The organism is Vreelandella vilamensis, from assembly GCF_031451755.1.
GTDB lineage: Bacteria > Pseudomonadota > Gammaproteobacteria > Pseudomonadales > Halomonadaceae > Vreelandella > Vreelandella vilamensis.
Genome location: NZ_JARWAN010000013.1, coordinates 52,720 through 71,014, shown reverse-complemented (window position 1 = coordinate 71,014; position 18,295 = coordinate 52,720). Strand labels below are relative to the sequence as shown.

Sequence of the window (18,295 nt, the reverse complement as noted above, 5' to 3'; positions counted from 1 at the left end):
GGCGACGGTGGCACGATACATAAATGCAGCGTTAATGAATAAACGACTGCCATTATAGGTAGCTCGCGCGGCGGTCACCAGTGTTGATAAGGAGCAATGGGCCACGCGTGTACGATAGGTTAAAATCCTGTAACCTCGAATTACGCGTCATAATCGCCGGAGTCGAACCAATAATGCGCTTGCTTAAATCTCATAACGGCTTGATTGGTGTCGATATTACCTCGGCGACGGTCAAGCTCTTGGAGCTCAAGTCTACGGCGGATAGCTATCATGTCGAAAGCTATGCCGTGCGCCCGTTGCGCGAAGGCGCGGTCATCGAGCGTCGCATTCAAGATATCGACGATGTGGCAAGCGTGTTAAGTCGCGCTGTCGAACATGCCAAGCCTTCGACGCGCAAAGCGGCCGTGGCCATCCCTGCGAGTGCCGCCATTACCAAGACGCTCAACTTCCCCGCGAATTTGAGCGAAGACGATATTGAGGAGCGCATTGTCGCCGAATCGGACCGCCATATTCCTTTTCCGTTCAATGAAGTGGCGTTCGATTTTCAGCGCTTAGGCCCTTCCCCTTTCGATGAAGAAGAGCAACAGGTGTTGTTGGTGGCCTGCCGCCAGCACGATGTCAGCCAGTTGACCGAAACGCTTGAACGCGCGGGACTCGAACCCGCCGCTGTCGATGTCGAGACGTTTGCGATGGAGCGCAGCTTTGAAGCGCTCAAGCGCCAATTGAGCGTTGAGCTAGACCCGACGACCTGTGTCGGGCTGGTCGATTTTGGCGCTAACATGAACGCCTTTCACGTCATGCGCGGCGGGCATATCGTCTATAGTCGCGATACGGTGTTTGGGGGTCGACAGCTGACCGACGCGATCCGCGAGCGCTATGATCTCTCCATGGAGGAAGCCGGGTTTGCCAAAAAACGGGGCGGCTTGCCAGAGGATTACCAAGAGAAAGTGCTGAACCCGTTTCTGGAAACCGTTGTTCAGCAGGTGGGTCGCTCGCTGCAGCTTTACTATACGGCGGGGCGTCACCACGAAGTCAAAGAGATTGTGCTAGGCGGCGGGTCAAGCGTTATCCCCGGTCTTGCCGAGCGTATCGCCGAAGATAGCGGGATGCGGGTGACCATTGCCAATCCGTTTCAAAATATGCAGGTAAATAAACGCTTAAACATTGAAGGGCTGACCAATGACGCGCCCGCGATGCTCACCGCGTGTGGCCTCGCCATGAGGGTCGGTCAATGAGCGCTATGATCAACTTGCTGCCTTGGCGCGAAGAGAAGCGTCAGCGGCAAACGCGCCGTTTTCATCTTTTGCTGGTGGCGATGCTGGTACTGGGAACGGCATTGGGGTTTTTGGTGGCGCGTTTTTACCAAGCTGAGCTAGAGGCGCAGCGCGAGCGCAACCGCTACATCACCGAGCAAACCCGCCAACTCGAAGCGGATATCCGCGAGGTGCGCAACTATGAAGAGGATGCCACCGAGCTCAGCGACCAGCTTGCGCTATTTCAAACATTGCAACAGGAGCGTGTTAAAACGGTACGTGTCTTTAACGAAATTGCGCAAAGCGTGGCCAACGGGGTGATTTACCAGAGTTTATCGCGCAGTGGCGACACCTTAAGTGCAACGGCGGAAGCGGGCAGCGAACGCCAAGTCTCTGAGCAGTTGCGCCACATTGAACAGATGCCCGGCCTTGGGGTGCCGACATTTACCGAAGTCGAAAGCGATAGTGACAGCGCTCGGCGGGTCTTCCGCTTTGAAGTCAAGCAGCAAAGTGTTGCCCCCCAGCCCGATGAAACCGCCAATAGCACGGTAAACGGCAACCAGGAGGCGCGTAATGAAACTTAATCGTGACGCGTGGTGGGATAAATGGTTGGATGAATGGCAGCGTTTACGTGACGTGGATATTCAGGCGCTGGATATTAAAGAAGCCGGTAGTTGGCCACTGTTGCTGAAAGCGCTTTGCCTGTTGTTAGCGCTCTCACTCTCGGTTGCGGCCATGTACTGGTTTGTCATTGGCGAGCGTCGCGATGCGCTGGCATCGGAGACGCGCCAAGAAACGCGGCTGTTAGAAGAGTACCGCAGTAAAGCCGCGGAGGCCGCGCATTTGCCGAAGATGGAAGAGCAGCTCAACGAGATTAACGCGCAAATGACGCGTCTGCGCAGGATGTTGCCGACAAGTGTCGAAATTCCCTCGCTGCTGGATAGCATTAGTGACGCGGCAGTGAACAATCAACTTAACATTGAAAATATTCGGCTGCGCTCAACGGTAACTCAGGCACACTATGTGGAGCACCCTTTTGATATTCAGGTGCAAGGGGAGTATCACCAAATTGCGCAGTTTGTGGCGGATATGGCGGCACTCTCGCGGATTGTGACCCAGCATGATTTTACTCTTGAGCCCGTGGAGAGTCAGGGCAGTATGCTGCGCCTTTCCATGTTGGCGCGCACCTATAGCGATATCGTGCGGGTGCAAGGGTCGGAGGATGAGGCATGACGCCATGCCAAGTAAAACGTCACGCCTTTAGCGTCAGCGTGGTGTTCATGCTCGCTGGCTGTGCCGATGCTAATCGGGAGCAATTAACGCAAACGCTGCGTGAGATCCGCGAGGCGCCAGGCAGTCAGCCACGTATTGAAATACCGGAGGTGCCTGATTACGCGCCGTTACCGTATCGCCATCGTGATATGCGCAGCCCGTTTTTAGCGCCAGATGCAGTGGTAAATAGTGCGTCCACCCAGCCGAAAGGCGGTGAATTAGCGCCTGATCAAACGCGTGAGCCTGAGCCGTTAGAGCGCTTCTCGCTGCAAGAGCTTAGGCTGGTCGGGACACTGCAAATGGGCCAACGCCAACGAGCGCTAATACGCACACCAGATGATGAGATCGTCAGTGTCAGCGTGGGCAATTATGTGGGGCCAAATGACGGGCGCATTAGCCGCATCACAGAGCAGGGCATCGAGATTAATGAGCGCATTTATACCCAGCGTGACGGTTGGCAAGTCCGCGATGCCACGCTAGCGCTTGCCGATGGCAATAACGCTGATGAATAAGATGGACGCGGCCAAAAGAGTTAACGAGGGAGACGGCATGGGCATCACCGTGTTGCAAAAAGCGTTGCAAAAATCACCGCTGATAACCTGCCGGCGTGTGGGGTTATGGGCTGTGGCGCTGTTATCGTTGCTGCCCGCTTGGGCATCAGCGGCGGTGCTCACTGACATCCGAGTGGACGATAGCGGGGGCGAGCAGGTCACTGTCGATCTGCAGTTTTTTGGCAGCGTGCCCGAGGTCAAGAGTTATCGTCTGGACGCGCCGCCGCGTTTGGCCATTGACCTTCCCGGTACGAGTAGCGGCTTGGCTGAGCGCCGCTTGGAAGTGGCACAGGGGGGCGTTGAATATATCACCGCAATTGAGGCGAGTGGGCGTACGCGGTTGGTGATGAACTTCACCGAGGCGTATGACTACACTACGCAGCCCAGTGAGGGAAGGCTGCGTATCGCACTGACCCCCAGCGCAGGGCGTGCCCCCGAGTCGCCGGAACCCCCGTCTGAGCCTGACGCGCTGGCGACCGCCCAGGGGCCACAAATCGAGAACATCGATTTTCGTCGCAGTGAAGAGGGGGCGGGTAAGTTAGAGGTCAGTTTTAATCGCGACACGGTCTCCCCGCGCGTTGAAGAGCGCGATGGCCGCGTGGTGGTGAACTTACGCGACGTGGCGATTCCGGACTCGCTGAATCAAATCTACGACGTAACCGATTTTGCCACGCCCATTACGCAGATAGTGCCACGCGCTACTATGCGCGGCACCGAGTTAACCTTAGAAACGCAAGGCGCTTACGCCATGGTTTCCTCGCAAAGCGGGCGCACGCTTACGGTGGAGGTTCAGCCGGTAAGCCAAGCGCCGCAAGAGGAACGCGAAACCGAAGAAGACACCTTCACCGGTGAACGCTTAAGCCTAAATTTTCAAGATATCGAAGTGCGCTCGGTGCTCTCAACGTTGGCGGAATTTTCCGGTTTTAATATTGTGGCCAGCGACGGCGTGACAGGACGTGTGACGCTGAACCTAAATGATGTGCCGTGGGATCAAGCGTTGGCGTTAATCCTGCAAAGCCAAGGGCTTTCGAGCCGCGAGCGCGGCAATGTGATTGTGGTGGCCCCCGCGTCTGAACTCGCGGCGTTCGAGCAGCAAGAACTCGAAGCCCGCCAGCAGCGCGAAACGCTGTCGCCCTTGGCTACCGAGTTTGTGGAAGTGAAATACGCTCGTGCGGAGGACTTAGCGCAGCTGCTGCGCGGCGAAGAGGGGTTTGGCCTGCTCACTGACCGCGGCAGAGTGACCACCGATCAGCGCACCAACACCTTGCTGGTGCAAGACACACGCGAGCAACTAGAGCAGATAATGGGGACGCTAGACCGGTTGGATGTCGCCGTGCGACAAGTGCAAATTGAAGCGCGCATCGTCATTGCTCGCGATACCGCGTCACGCGAGTTAGGGATCAACTGGGGCGTGTCAGGAGCGCGTCGCAACCCAGATGACCCTTCTAGTTCAGGTGTGCGTGGTGTGTTCGGTAGCAGCACCCGAGATCGCTTAACCTTTGATGGTGCCTCTGATGGGTCTCCCACAACGGGAGGGCTGGCGGTAGATTTCGGGTCTTCTGGTTCGCCAACCACCTTTGGTTTCGGCTACCTTTCCGGCGATATTCTATTAGATCTTGAGCTGCGCGCTTTAGAGAGCGAAGGCAAGAGCCAAACGATTTCGCAGCCACGCATTATTACCGCGAATCAACGTACCGCGATCATTAGCCAAGGCGAGGAACGCGCCTATCAAAGCGTGAGCGAGGAAGGTAACCCCGAAACCGAGTTTAAAGAAGCGTTGCTGGAATTGGAGGTAACCCCGCAAATCACTCCGGATGATCGGATTATCATGGAGTTGGTCATCCGCAATGATAGTTTCCGGGACTCTGAGTTTGGTGGTGAACCGCCTATCGATACCAACACCATTGAAACCCAGGTGCTGGTAGATAACGGCCAAACCGTGGTGCTCGGCGGTATTTTAACCACCGAAGAACTGCGTCAAATTTCGAAGACGCCACTGCTGGGTGATTTGCCGTTAATTGGTAGACTGTTTCGCTATAATGAAGAGAGTAATGAAAAAGTAGAGCTATTGGTTTTCATTACACCACGACTACTCGATGATGGTTTGGTGGTTCGCTAATGCAGGATTTACCCAATCTTTTTCTGATCGGCCCCATGGGAGCAGGCAAAAGCACCATTGGTCGCTTGTTAGCGGCCGAGTTATCGCGCGGGTTTGTTGATAGCGATCATGCCATTCAAGACCGCTGCGGGGCGGATATCCCCTGGATTTTTGACGTTGAAGGAGAGGTCGGTTTTCGCCAGCGCGAAATGCTGATGATTGATGAGCTGACCAAGCGCCATAACGTGGTGGTCGCCACCGGTGGCGGTGCAGTGTTGCGCGAAGAAAACCGCCGCGCGCTACGCGAACGCGGCACGGTGATCTACTTAATGACCACGGTCGAGCAGCAGCTCAGGCGCACGGCCAAAGATCGTAACCGCCCCCTGTTACAGTGTGCCAATCGCGAGCAAGTCCTCTATGACATGTTCGCCAAGCGTGACCCGCTCTATCGTGCCACCGCCGACATTACCGTGCGCACTGATCGTCGTAGCCCGCGCGCTGTGGTCAATGAGATTTTACGCCGCGTGCATCGCTTGGTAGACCCGCTACAAACGGCCGGAGCGACCCATAAGAAGACAGGGGCGGCGCAAAAATAAGGTATTCACATGACGCATCCAGATGGCGTGCTGCGCACGCTTAACGTCGCGCTCGATGAGCGCAGCTACCCGATTCATATTGGCACGGGCTTGCTAGGTCGTTCGCAAAACATCGTGCCGTACCTGGCGGGCCAGCAGGTGATGGTAGTGACAAATGAGACAATAGCGCCGTTATATCTTGAGACGCTGATGCAATCCCTTCCCGAGACCCTTGACGTTCGTCGCGTCGTGCTGCCGGACGGCGAGCAGTACAAAAACGTCGAGCAGGTAGGGCGTATTTGGGATGCACTGTTAGAAGCCGGTTTTAATCGCCGTTGTACGCTGATTGCCCTTGGGGGCGGTGTGATTGGCGATATGGTGGGATTTGCCGCGGCGAGCTATCAGCGCGGTGTGGCGTTTATTCAAGTACCGACCACGCTGCTTTCCCAAGTAGACTCCTCGGTCGGTGGCAAAACCGGTGTCAATCATCCGCTAGGCAAAAACATGATCGGCGCGTTTTGGCAGCCCAAAGCGGTGGTAGTGGATATCGACACGCTTAATACGTTGCCGGATCGTGAACTCTCGGCGGGACTTGCCGAAGTGATTAAATACGGTTTTATTCGCGACGCAGCGTTTCTCAGCTGGCTTGAAGCGAACATGACGCGGCTGCGGCAACGTGACCCCGAGGTGCTGGCGGAGGCTATCGCACGCAGCTGCCAGATCAAAGCGGATATCGTGGCCGAGGATGAGACCGAGCAAGGCGTGCGGGCGCTTTTGAATCTGGGGCACACTTTTGGTCATGCCATTGAAGCGCACCAGGGCTATGGTAACTGGCTGCACGGTGAGGCCGTGGGGGCCGGGATGGCAATGGCCGCAACGCTTTCAAAGGCGCTTGGCTTGATTAATGAAGCAGCGCTTGCCCGCACCTTGGCGGTAATCGAAAGCGCAGGCCTGCCACTAACCGCGCCCGCTGAGATGACCTCAGAGCACTTTTTGACCCACATGCGTCGCGACAAGAAAAACATCGATAGCCGACTGCGTCTAGTGCTGCTTAATGCCTTGGGTAACGCGTGTGTGAGCGACGAGACGCCGGCGGAAGTACTGACCGCGTTGCTGGATGACTATCCGCGCGCCTAGCAAACGTCGCCGCACTCTTCGCCGATAGCCCCCGAGGCGCATTTCGACACGCTCAATGCGTACAAAGCAATGCTGCCACTTCTCTACCGCTCACCCTGAGCTTTTCGAAGGGTGAGCGGTTTTTTGTGTGCTGATCACGCATACGCGAGCCTGCGTTAAATAAGATAATCGGCATGCCTCATGCACTATCGGCATGGGAATTTAGGCTAATTTATACCAAAGTCTATGGGGTTTTATCGAGCGTTTAATTATCGTTTTATTGATTCTCAAGTTGTTGAAGTTTATCAACTTTTTGCATTTTAGCGTTCGCAAGGCACCGATTTATCAAGGTTTTTAGAACAACAAAAAGGGGAAGGCGATTGCGCTAGGAGGTCGGTGATGGCTATGCTGAGCGGCCATTTTCACATCTCAGCGAGCGCCAGAAACGGCCACAAAGAGCCAAATAGAAGGGTGGTAATTTAGAGAAAGCCTTCCTTTATACCATGAGCTCGCTGTTAATAAAATACGCTTATTAGAGGCACGCCCATGAACAGAGGTCTTCATCAGCCCGGCGAGTTTCGCGACAACTGCGGCTTTGGTTTGATCGCCCACATGGAAGGGCAAGCAAGCCATGACTTGCTGAAAACGGCCATTGAGTCGTTGACCTGCATGACCCACCGTGGCGGTATCGCGGCCGATGGCAAAACCGGCGATGGCTGCGGCCTGCTGCTGAAAATGCCTGTGCAATTTATGCGCGAGGTGGCCGCTGAAACGTTAGACGTTTCGCTCGGCGAACGTTTCGCCGTGGGCGTGGTGTTTTTGCCCGACGATAATGCCCGTGCAGAGCACGCCTGCGAGGTACTGGAAGGCGAGCTGAAAAATCGTGGCCTGGGCGTTGCCGGCTGGCGCAACGTGCCGGTGGATGCGTCCGTCTGTGGCCCCATGGCGCTCGATTGCCTGCCGCGTATTTCTCAGGTGTTCGTTACGCCAGGTAGCGGCGAGCACTTTGACGTCGACCTTTTCATGGCGCGCCGTAAGGCAGAACAAATCCTGCGCGACGAGAAAGAGTTTTATGTGGCCTCGCTTTCAAGCGAGGTGGTCTCTTATAAAGGCTTGGTGATGCCGGAAGATTTGCCGGCGTTTTACCATGACCTGAATGACCCGCGCCTGGAAACGGCCATTTGTGTTTTCCACCAGCGCTTTTCGACTAACACAGCACCACGCTGGCCGCTGGCGCAGCCGTTTCGCCTGCTCGCCCACAATGGCGAGATCAACACCATTGAAGCCAACCGTGGCTGGGCAAATTCACGTAAGCAGAACTTCGTTAACGAGCGCCTGCCGGATATCGCCGAGCTTGATGAAATCGTTAATACCACCGGTTCGGACTCCTCCAGCATGGACAACATGCTCGAAGTGCTGCTGACCGGCGGAATGGAGCTGCACCGCGCCGTGCGCATGATGGTGCCGCCGGCATGGCAGAACGTCGAAACCATGGACGCCGAGCTGCGCGCGTTCTACGAGTACAACTCCATGCACATGGAGCCGTGGGACGGCCCGGCCGGCGTGGTCATGACCGACGGTCGCCAAGCAGTGTGTATGCTCGACCGTAACGGCTTGCGTCCAGCACGCTGGGTCATCACCAAAAACGGCTATATCACGCTCGCCTCAGAGATCGGCACTTACGATTACAAGCCTGCCGATGTGGTCGCGAAAGGCCGTGTTGGCCCGGGGCAGATGCTCGCCGTCGATACCCATACCGGCGAAGTGCTGCATACCGAAGAAATCGATAACCGCTTGAAGTCGGCGTACCCCTATAAGCGCTGGTTGAAGCAAGAGGCCAACTATTTAGAGTCGGCACTTACCGAGCTTGCCCGTTTTCAGACCATGGAGACCGACGCGCTCAACACGCAGCAAAAGATGTTCCAGGTCAGCTTTGAAGAGCGCGACCAGGTGCTGCGTCCGCTGTCGGAAAGTGGTCAAGAAGCGGTCGGTTCCATGGGCGACGATACCCCCATGGCCGTGCTCTCTAGCCGCCCGCGCCTTTTGAGCGACTACTTCCGCCAGAAGTTTGCTCAGGTCACCAACCCGGCGATTGACCCGCTGCGCGAAGCGATTGTGATGTCGCTAGAAACCTGCGGAGGGGCTGAGCTTAACGTGTTTAAAGCGACACCCGAACACGCCCACCGCTTGATTTTAACCACGCCGGTGCTATCGCCGCGCAAGTTTACCGCCCTGGTCAGTCAGGATGACCCGGCCTTCGCTAGCCATACGTTCTCGCTCGGATATGACCCTGAAGTGCAGTCGCTTAAACAAGCGCTGACCTCGCTCTGTCAGGCGGCCGAAAAGCAGGTGAGAGCGGGCAAGGTGATTTTGGTGCTCTCGGATGCCGACCTGCCTAAGGGGCTAATTCCGATTCAAGCCACGCTGGCGGTTGGGGCGGTGCATACGCACCTTGGCCATTTGGCGCTGCGCCCCAATGCCAACATCGTGGTGGAAACGGGCTACGCGCGGGATGCTCATCAAATGGCGGTGTTGTTTGGCGTGGGCGCCACGGCGGTTTACCCGTGGTTGGCCTATCAGGTCATGGCCGATATGCACCGTGTTGGCGAGCTAACCGGGAATCCGGCAGATTCCCGTGAGAATTATCGCAAAGGCCTGCAGAAAGGGCTGTTTAAGATTTTGTCCAAAATGGGCATCTCGACGCTGGCCTCGTATCGCGGTTCGATGCTGTTTGAAGCCGTTGGTCTGGACGATGAGATCATGCAGATGTGCTTTCCGGGCATGGCCTCGCGCATCCAAGGCACTGGTTTTGCCGAGCTTCAGCTGCAACAGGAAGCGCTTGGCCGTGACGCCTGGATCGCCCGCAAAGGTATCTCGCAAGGTGGCATTTTCAAATACGTGCATGGTCACGAGTACCACGCCTACAACCCAGATGTGGTGATGACCCTGCAGCAGGCCGTTCAGGAGGGCAGCTACGCCAAGTGGAAGAAGTTTGCTCAGCTGGTCAACGAGCGGCCGGTGGCGACCATTCGCGATCTCTTGGCGCTTAAGCCTGCCGAAACGCCGGTGCCGCTGGAGGAAGTCGAGTCGGTCGACGAGCTTATTCCGCGCTTTGACAGCGCCGGTATGTCGCTCGGCGCGCTATCGCCGGAAGCCCACGAGTCGCTGGCGCAAGCCATGAACGAGGCGGGTGGGCGCTCCAACTCGGGCGAGGGCGGTGAAGACCCGGCGCGTTACGGCACCATTCGCAGCTCCAAAATCAAGCAGATCGCCTCGGGCCGCTTTGGCGTGACGCCGCACTACTTGGTCAATGCCGAAGTGTTGCAGATCAAAGTTGCCCAGGGGGCTAAACCCGGGGAGGGCGGCCAGCTGCCGGGCGGCAAGGTCAACCAGCTCATCGCACGGTTGCGCTACTCGGTGCCCGGCGTGACGCTGATTTCACCGCCGCCGCACCACGATATCTACTCGATTGAAGACCTGGCGCAGCTGATTTTTGACCTTAAACAGGTCAACCCGGATGCGCAGGTGTCGGTGAAGCTGGTATCCGAGCCGGGTATCGGCACCATCGCCACCGGTGTGGCCAAGGCCTACGCCGATTTGATCACCGTATCCGGCTACGACGGTGGCACGGCGGCCAGCCCGCTGACGTCCATCAAGCACGCGGGCAGCCCGTGGGAGCTTGGTTTGCCGGAGGTGCATCAGGCGCTGCGGATCAACGGCCTGCGCGACAAGATTCGCCTGCAGACCGACGGCGGCCTGAAAACCGGGCTGGACGTGGTAAAAGCAGCGATTCTGGGGGCGGAGAGCTTTGGTTTTGGTACTGCGCCGATGGTGGCGCTGGGCTGTAAGTACCTGCGTATTTGCCATTTGAACAACTGCGCCACCGGTGTTGCCACCCAGGATGACTTCCTGCGCGGCGAGCACTTCCGCGGCACCGTGGACATGGTTAAGCACTACTTCCGTTTCATCGCCGAAGAAGTGCGCGAGCTGATGGCCATGCTGGGCGTGCGTCAGTTGACTGATCTCATCGGCCGCACCGACCTGCTAGAAGTGCTCGAAGGCAACACGGCGTCACAGCGCAAGCTGGATTTGACTCCGTTGTTGGCTAACGACTTCGTGCCTGCCGATGCCCCGCAGTTCTGTCAAGTGAGTCGCAACGTGCCCCACGACCCGGGCGCTAAAAACCAGGAAGTGCTGGAAGCGGTGCGTGACGCGCTTGAATCGAAATCCGGCGGCGAATTTACGTTCCATATTACCAACTGCGACCGCAGCGTCGGCGCACTGACATCCGGCGCGATTGCCAAACGCTACGGCGAGGCGGGGCTGGAAGAGGCGCCGATTATCGCGCGCTTTACCGGCGTAGCTGGCCAAAGCTTTGGTGTGTGGAACGCGCGTGGTTTGCACCTGTATTTGGAAGGCGACGCCAACGACTACGTCGGCAAAGGCATGAACGGCGGCAAAATTGTCATCGTGCCGCCGCGCGAAAGTCAGTTTGAAAGTCACAAAACGGCGATTATCGGCAATACCTGCTTGTATGGCGCCACCGGCGGCAAGCTGTTTGCTGCGGGTATTGCTGGCGAGCGTTTCGGGGTGCGCAACTCGGGTGCTCACGCGGTCATCGAAGGCGCAGGCGATCACTGCTGCGAATACATGACCGGCGGCTTGGTCTGTGTGCTGGGCGAAACCGGCGTTAACTTCGGTGCGGGCATGACCGGCGGGTTTGCTTATGTGCTGGATGAAGATCGCACCTTCGTGGATAAGTACAACCATGAGCTGGTGGAGATTCATCGGATTAACACCGAGACGATGGAAGCGTATCGCCGCCACCTGCGTGAGGTGATCGAAGAGTACGTAGCCGCGACAGGCTCAACCCGCGGCGCTGATATGCTCGAAGACTTTGGCGATTACGTGCGTCACTTCTGGCTAGTAAAGCCAAAGGCGGCGAGTCTGGGCAGCTTGCTGGATCAATCCCGGCGCCATCCGGAATAAGCCGTTTCTGTCTATTAGCTGATGCCTGTCGCCGAGAGGAGTGAGATCATGCCTAACCGTTTAAATAACGATTTTCAGTTTATTGATGTGGGTCGCCAAGACCCGAAAAAGAAAGACGCCCGTTCGCGGGCGAAAGAGTTCGCCGAAATCTATGAGCCATATAAGCCGACAGAAGTGGCGAGCCAGGCGCATCGCTGCCTGCACTGCGGTAACCCCTACTGCGAGTGGAAGTGCCCGGTTCACAACTATATTCCCAACTGGCTGCAGCTGGTGGTGGAAGGCAACATCATTGAAGCCGCCGAACTGTCGCACAAAACTAACTCGCTACCGGAAGTGTGTGGCCGCGTGTGCCCGCAGGACCGCCTGTGCGAAGGCGATTGCACCCTGAACGATGGCTTTGGCGCCGTGACCATCGGGTCGGTGGAGAAGTACATCACCGATACCGCCTTTGCCATGGGCTGGCGTCCGGACATGTCGAAGGTTGCGTGGACCGATAAGAAAGTGGCGATTATCGGCGCGGGCCCCGCGGGGCTTGGCTGTGCGGATATTCTTGCGCGCAACGGCGTCAAGCCCGTGGTGTTTGATAAGTACCCGGAAATCGGTGGGCTTTTGACCTTTGGTATCCCTGAGTTCAAGCTTGAAAAAAGCGTAATGGAGCGCCGCCGAGCGGTATTCGAGGAGATGGGCGTTGAGTTCCGTCTGAATACCGAAATTGGCACCGATATCGAATTCGACACCATTTTGCAGGATTACGATGCCGTGTTCCTCGGTATGGGCACCTACAAGTACATGGAAGGCGGCTTCCCCGGCGAGGACTTGCCAGGGGTGTACAAGGCGTTGGATTTTCTGATCGCCAACGTCAACCGCTGCCTCGGCTTTGAGAAAGACCCGGCTGACTATATCTCGATGGAAGGCAAGCGTGTGGTGGTGCTCGGCGGTGGCGATACCGCGATGGACTGTAACCGCACCTCGATCCGCCAGGGGGCCGCAAACGTCACCTGCGCCTATCGTCGTGATGAGGGGAACATGCCGGGCTCGCGCAAGGAAGTCGCCAACGCCCGCGAAGAGGGGGTCGATTTCCTCTTTAACCGCCAGCCGGTTGCCGTGGTCGGTGAAGAGAAAGTCGAAGGCGTAAAAGTCGTGCGCACGCGCTTAGGCGAGCCGGACGAGAACGGTCGCCAGCGCCCGGAAGTGGTGCCGGGCTCAGAGGAAGTGATTCCCGCCGATGCGGTCGTGGTGGCCTTTGGTTTTCAGGCCAGCCCCGCGCCGTGGTTTGAAACCGCCAATATTCAGGTCGATGAGCGCGACCGCGTGAAAGCACCTGAGCATGGCGAGCTCGCCTTCCAAACCAGCAACGAAAAAATCTTTGCCGGTGGCGACATGGTGCGCGGTTCTGACTTGGTCGTCACCGCGATCTATGAAGGCCGCCAGGCAGCCGAAGGAATTCTGGATTACCTGGGCGTGTAAACGTCGATAAGATCATCTTTTGACACTTCGACAGGCTCCGGGTGAGCGGCGGTGTATTGCCGTCGCCTTGAGCTTGTCGAAAGGCGTGCCAGCTATCGGCACCACTATCGGCACAATTATCTGCCCCTTCGAAAGACTCTAGGTGAGCGGTTTCTGTGTAGGTTAGCCGCCAAGTGTGTTTGAGCGCTAATTGAGCCTTTAGGCGTACTCTGCTATTCTGCCCTCCCATCCTGGCGTGGCTTTCTGTTACGCCTTTTGATCACGTTTCGACAGGTTTTCCATGACACGATATATCTTCGTGACCGGCGGCGTTGTGTCCTCCCTTGGTAAGGGCATCGCGTCGGCCTCGCTGGCGGCGATTCTCGAGGCGCGCGGCCTTAAGGTCACCATGCTCAAGCTCGACCCTTACATCAACGTCGACCCGGGCACCATGAGTCCCTTCCAACACGGCGAGGTATTCGTCACTGAAGATGGCGCCGAAACCGACCTGGACCTGGGGCACTACGAACGCTTCATTCGTACCAAAATGACCCAGGGCAACAACTTCACCACGGGCCGCGTGTACGAAAGCGTACTGCGCAAAGAGCGCCGTGGTGATTACCTGGGGGGAACCGTTCAGGTCATTCCGCATATTACCGATGAAATTAAGCAGCGCGTTTACGCTGGCGGCGAAGGCTTTGACGTGGCGCTGGTGGAAATCGGTGGCACGGTGGGCGATATCGAATCGCTACCGTTTCTGGAGTCAATCCGCCAGATTCGTAGCGAACAGGGCGCCAACCGCGCGCTGTTTATGCACCTGACGCTGGTGCCTTACATCAAAACAGCGGGCGAGACCAAGACCAAACCGACCCAGCACAGCGTCAAAGAGCTGCGCTCGATCGGCATTCAGCCAGACATTTTGATTTGCCGCAGCGAAGTCGAGCTGGAAGAGAGCGAGCGGCGCAAAATCGCCTTGTTCACCAACGTGGAAGAGCGCGCGGTCGTGCCGCTACAAGACGCGGACACCATTTACCGCATTCCGCTCATGCTGCACGAGCACGGCCTGGATGAGATTGTTTGCGATAAGCTGCGTCTAGACGCCGGCGAGGCGGATCTTTCTGAGTGGGTGAAGGTGCTCGATGCCAAGCTCAACCCGCTCAAGTCGGTGAGTATCGCCATGGTGGGCAAGTACATGGAGCTACTCGATGCCTATAAATCGCTCAACGAGGCGCTGATTCACGCTGGTATTCAAGGCCGTATCAAGGTCAATATCGACTATATCGACTCCGAGGATATCGAGCACCACGGCGCCGAGCGCTTGGCGGGGAAAGACGCCATTCTGGTGCCGGGTGGTTTTGGTGAGCGTGGGGTTGAAGGCAAAATCATGACGGCGCAGTTTGCGCGGGAAAATAAGATCCCTTACTTGGGGATTTGTCTCGGGATGCAAGTGGCGGTCATCGAATACGCGCGTAATGTGGCCGGCTGGGCGGATGCCAACTCCACCGAGTTCACCCATGACACACAACACCCGGTGGTGGGCTTGATCACCGAGTGGATCAACCCTGAAGGAAAAATCGAGCTGCGCGATGCGGCCTCTGATTTGGGCGGCACCATGCGCTTGGGCGGCCAGGTTTGCCATTTGCGCGAAGGCACCAAGGCGCATGATGCCTACGGCGCGGATGAGATTGTCGAGCGTCACCGTCATCGCTTTGAGGTCAACAACCAATTTGTCGATGACCTGGAAAAAGCCGGTCTGGTCATCTCGGGTAAAAGCGTCGATCAATCGCTGGTGGAAGTGGTCGAGCTTTCCGATCACCCGTGGTACGTGGCGTGCCAGTTCCACCCCGAGTTTACGTCGACACCGCGCGATGGCCACCCGCTCTTCTCCGGCTTTGTGAACGCCGCTTTTGAGCACAAAACGGCGCGTACTCGCGCTCAGTCTTCCCATCAGGAGTGAGATCTGATGTCGGTAACCCATGAGCCCACCTCCGAACGTCATATCGCATTTGCCGGCCTAACCGCCGGCAATTCTTTGCCTCTTATGTTGCTTGGCGGCATAAATGTGCTGGAATCCCGCGAACTTGCCATGGACGTCGCCCAAGAATACGTTAACGTCACGCAAAAACTGGGGATGCCGTACGTCTTCAAAGCCAGTTTTGATAAAGCTAACCGCAGCTCGATTCATTCGTTTCGTGGCCCTGGTCTGGAAAAAGGGCTTGAGATGCTGGCCGAGGTGAAATCGCGCTTTGGCGTGCCGATCATCACTGATGTGCACGAGCCATGGCAGGCAGCGGCCGCGGCGGAAGTTGCGGATATTATTCAGCTACCGGCGTTTCTTGCCCGCCAAACCGATCTGGTGGTGGCGATGGCCAAAACGGGCGCGGCGATCAATATTAAAAAGCCGCAATTTTTAGCGCCCCACGAAATGCGCCATATCCTGACCAAGTTTCAAGAAGCGGGTAACGATCGCCTGATGCTCTGCGAGCGTGGCTCAAGCTTTGGTTACAATAACCTGATTGTCGATATGCTGGGCTTTGGTGATTTGAAACAGACCGGCTTCCCGGTGTTTTTCGATGTGACCCATGCGCTGCAGCGCCCCGGTGGGCGCGCCGATAGCGCCGATGGTCGCCGCGCCCAAGTAGCGGAGCTTGCCCGCGCCGGCGTTGCCGTGGGGCTAGCCGGGCTGTTTTTAGAAGCGCACCCGGACCCGGATAATGCCAAGTGCGACGGCCCGTGCGCGTTGCCGCTTGATCAGCTGGCGCCGTTTTTGACTCAGCTAGCGCAGCTGGACGCGCTGGTTAAAGGTTTTGCCCCGCTTGCCATTCGCTAAGCGAGTGGCAAGTTAATCGACCCCTTTTCGCCAATTTAAAAGGACGCAGCTATGACGAAAATTGTTGAAATTCGTGCGTTAGAAGTACTCGATTCCCGTGGGAACCCGACCGTTTCGGCCACTGTGCGCTTGGAAAGCGGCGCCACCGGTGAAGCTTGTGCGCCCAGTGGTGCCTCCACCGGCTCAAGAGAAGCGTTGGAGTTACGCGACGGGGATAAGTCGCGCTATTTAGGCAAAGGCGTGCAGAAAGCCGTGGACGCGGTGAATGGCAAAATCCGCGAGGCCCTTTTGGGAATGGATGCGCGCGACCAGCGCGGCCTGGATGATGCCATGCTCAAACTCGATGGCACCGACAATAAAGCGAACCTTGGCGCGAATGCGATCCTTGCGGTGTCGCTGGCCGCTGCCAAAGCTGCCGCTAACGCCAAAGGCGTGCCGCTTTACGCCCATATTGCCGAGCTTTACGGCCAGCCAGGGGCGTACACCATGCCGGTACCCATGATGAATATCCTTAACGGCGGTGAGCACGCCGATAACAACGTCGATATTCAGGAGTTCATGGTGCAGCCGGTGGGCGCGCCGAATTTCCGCGAAGGCCTGCGCATGGGGGCGGAGATTTTCCACGCGCTGAAAAAAGTGCTGGCCGCTAAAGGCCTTTCGACCTCAGTGGGTGATGAAGGCGGTTTCGCCCCGAATCTGGCGTCCAACGCCGATGCCCTGGCGGTGATCAAACAGGCGGTTGCCGATGCCGGCTACACGCTGGGCGGTGATGTCACCTTGGCGCTGGATTGTGCGTCTTCCGAGTTTTATAAAAATGGTCAGTATGACCTTGCGGGCGAAGGCAAGCAGTACGACGCCGAAGGCTTTGCCAATTACCTTGCCGACCTGTGCGCAGACTACCCGATTGTCTCCATCGAAGACGGGATGGACGAGTCGGATTGGGACGGCTGGAAAGCGCTGACCGACAAGCTAGGCGACAAGGTGCAGTTGGTCGGTGACGATTTGTTTGTCACTAATACCAAAATCTTAAAGCGCGGCATCGACGAGCAGATTGGCAACTCGATCCTGATCAAGTTTAACCAGATTGGCTCGCTCTCCGAGACCTTGGACGCGATCAAGATGGCGCAGGATGCCGGCTTTACTGCGGTTATCTCGCACCGTTCCGGGGAAACCGAAGACACCACCATCGCTGATCTTGCCGTGGGCACCTGTGCAGGACAAATCAAGACCGGCTCGCTTTGCCGCTCGGATCGCGTGGCGAAATACAACCGTCTACTGGCGATCGAGGCGGAGCTAGGTGATGTGACTTATCCCGGGTTGAAGGCCATTAAGGGGCAATAAAGCCGATCTGAAAGGCGATGCGTAAGAGATGTCTCAAGATTTTGTAAGAGATCTCTTACAAAAGCCGACGACATTGACGTTTTTATGTGTATGAAAAGACGTCGTGTCGCCCAAATTTGAGCATAACCTGCTGTTTTTTATAAGTGAGGCCTGCCAAAAGCGAATCGATGGTGTCGCTTTTGGCATTATTGACCACCTTGAGGCTTTACCTAGATCTGCGAGAATGCTCGCAGGACAAGGGGAGGCAAGGACGCTTTCAAGCAGGATGCAACGGGATGTTTGGGTGCGCCGGGCGATACATTGAAGTTGGCCCTGGCAGGGACAGCGCCTTAGGAGATTTGACGCAGGGAGTGTCAGAGGAAGTGCTTGGAGCGGGCGGCCTACGGGCCGCTTTTTTTGTGCGTGAACAAATGTGCATCTTGAGCCTGTCGAAGAGCGATCAGGCTCAGAGTGAAAGGCGGGTCGCGTTAACGCTCAAGTTTCTCCAGTTTGCCGGTTTTGCCATCCCACTCTTCGGCATCCGGTAATGGGTCTTTCTTTTCAGCGATATTGGGCCAGACTTCCGCCAGTTCCGCGTTGATTTCAATAAAGGGCTCTTGCCCATCGGGCAGCTCGTCTTCGGAGAATATCGCCTCGGCAGGGCATTCCGGCTCGCACAACGCGCAATCAATGCATTCATCCGGGTGGATCACCAGGAAGTTAGGGCCTTCGTAGAAGCAGTCGACCGGGCAAACTTCCACGCAGTCGGTGTATTTGCATTGGATGCAGTTTTCGGTCACGACAAAGGTCATCTCGGTATCCCTCTTGCAGCGCCGGGTGGGCCC

13 protein-coding genes are annotated in these 18,295 nt (G+C 57.0%); 12 read left to right on the top strand and 1 reads right to left on the bottom strand.

The features are described 5' to 3' along the window. Nucleotides 1-173 precede the first annotated feature (173 nt). The 12 genes from pilM (at nucleotide 174) to eno (ending at nucleotide 17,471) form a co-directional block, all read left to right on the top strand. Nucleotides 174-1,235: a type IV pilus assembly protein PilM gene (pilM, locus tag QC823_RS09405; RefSeq protein WP_309656086.1), complete on the top strand. Its 1,062-nt coding sequence runs from the start codon at nucleotides 174-176 to the stop codon at nucleotides 1,233-1,235. After that, nucleotides 1,232-1,837, top strand: coding sequence for a PilN domain-containing protein (locus QC823_RS09400; RefSeq protein WP_309656085.1), 606 nt, complete (start codon nucleotides 1,232-1,234; stop codon nucleotides 1,835-1,837). The genes pilM and QC823_RS09400 overlap by 4 nt, the downstream gene beginning before the upstream one ends. After that, nucleotides 1,827-2,486 carry a type IV pilus inner membrane component PilO gene (locus QC823_RS09395; RefSeq protein WP_309656084.1) on the top strand — a complete coding sequence of 220 codons (660 nt, stop codon included), beginning with the start codon at nucleotides 1,827-1,829 and terminating at the stop codon, nucleotides 2,484-2,486. Before QC823_RS09400 ends, QC823_RS09395 begins: the two co-directional genes overlap by 11 nt. After that, the gene (locus tag QC823_RS09390; RefSeq protein ID WP_309656083.1) at nucleotides 2,483-3,037 is read left to right on the top strand and encodes a pilus assembly protein PilP; all 555 of its coding nucleotides are present in this window, start codon (nucleotides 2,483-2,485) and stop codon (nucleotides 3,035-3,037) included. The genes QC823_RS09395 and QC823_RS09390 overlap by 4 nt, the downstream gene beginning before the upstream one ends. A gap of 37 nt (nucleotides 3,038-3,074) precedes the next feature. Beyond that, nucleotides 3,075-5,195, top strand: a complete 2,121-nt coding sequence (locus QC823_RS09385; protein WP_422823634.1) for a type IV pilus secretin PilQ — start codon at nucleotides 3,075-3,077, stop codon at nucleotides 5,193-5,195. Beyond that, nucleotides 5,195-5,770: a shikimate kinase AroK gene (gene aroK / locus QC823_RS09380; RefSeq protein ID WP_309656081.1), complete on the top strand. Its 576-nt coding sequence runs from the start codon at nucleotides 5,195-5,197 to the stop codon at nucleotides 5,768-5,770. Before QC823_RS09385 ends, aroK begins: the two co-directional genes overlap by 1 nt. Nucleotides 5,771-5,779: 9 nt before the next feature. Further along, nucleotides 5,780-6,886 (top strand): 3-dehydroquinate synthase, encoded by a 1,107-nt coding sequence (gene aroB / locus QC823_RS09375; RefSeq protein WP_309656080.1) that lies wholly within the window; start codon nucleotides 5,780-5,782, stop codon nucleotides 6,884-6,886. A gap of 525 nt (nucleotides 6,887-7,411) precedes the next feature. Beyond that, a complete protein-coding gene (gltB, locus tag QC823_RS09370) occupies nucleotides 7,412-11,854 on the top strand; it encodes a glutamate synthase large subunit (RefSeq protein ID WP_309656079.1) in 4,443 nt (1,480 codons plus the stop codon). Between the two features lie 48 nt (nucleotides 11,855-11,902). Next, entirely contained in the window at nucleotides 11,903-13,321 is a 1,419-nt protein-coding gene (locus QC823_RS09365) for an FAD-dependent oxidoreductase (RefSeq protein ID WP_309656078.1), read from the top strand. A gap of 280 nt (nucleotides 13,322-13,601) precedes the next feature. After that, nucleotides 13,602-15,257, top strand: coding sequence for a CTP synthase (locus QC823_RS09360; protein WP_309656077.1), 1,656 nt, complete (start codon nucleotides 13,602-13,604; stop codon nucleotides 15,255-15,257). Between the two features lie 6 nt (nucleotides 15,258-15,263). Further along, on the top strand, nucleotides 15,264-16,130 hold the full coding sequence (gene kdsA / locus QC823_RS09355) for a 3-deoxy-8-phosphooctulonate synthase (RefSeq protein ID WP_309656076.1): 867 nt from the start codon (nucleotides 15,264-15,266) through the stop codon (nucleotides 16,128-16,130). A 51-nt stretch (nucleotides 16,131-16,181) separates the two neighbouring features. Further along, nucleotides 16,182-17,471: a phosphopyruvate hydratase gene (eno, locus tag QC823_RS09350; protein WP_309656075.1), complete on the top strand. Its 1,290-nt coding sequence runs from the start codon at nucleotides 16,182-16,184 to the stop codon at nucleotides 17,469-17,471. Between the two features lie 467 nt (nucleotides 17,472-17,938). Here eno and fdxA read toward each other — a convergent pair whose 3' ends face one another. Then, nucleotides 17,939-18,262 (bottom strand): ferredoxin FdxA, encoded by a 324-nt coding sequence (gene fdxA / locus QC823_RS09345; RefSeq protein ID WP_139525136.1) that lies wholly within the window; start codon nucleotides 18,260-18,262, stop codon nucleotides 17,939-17,941. Between the last annotated feature and the right edge of the window lie 33 nt (nucleotides 18,263-18,295).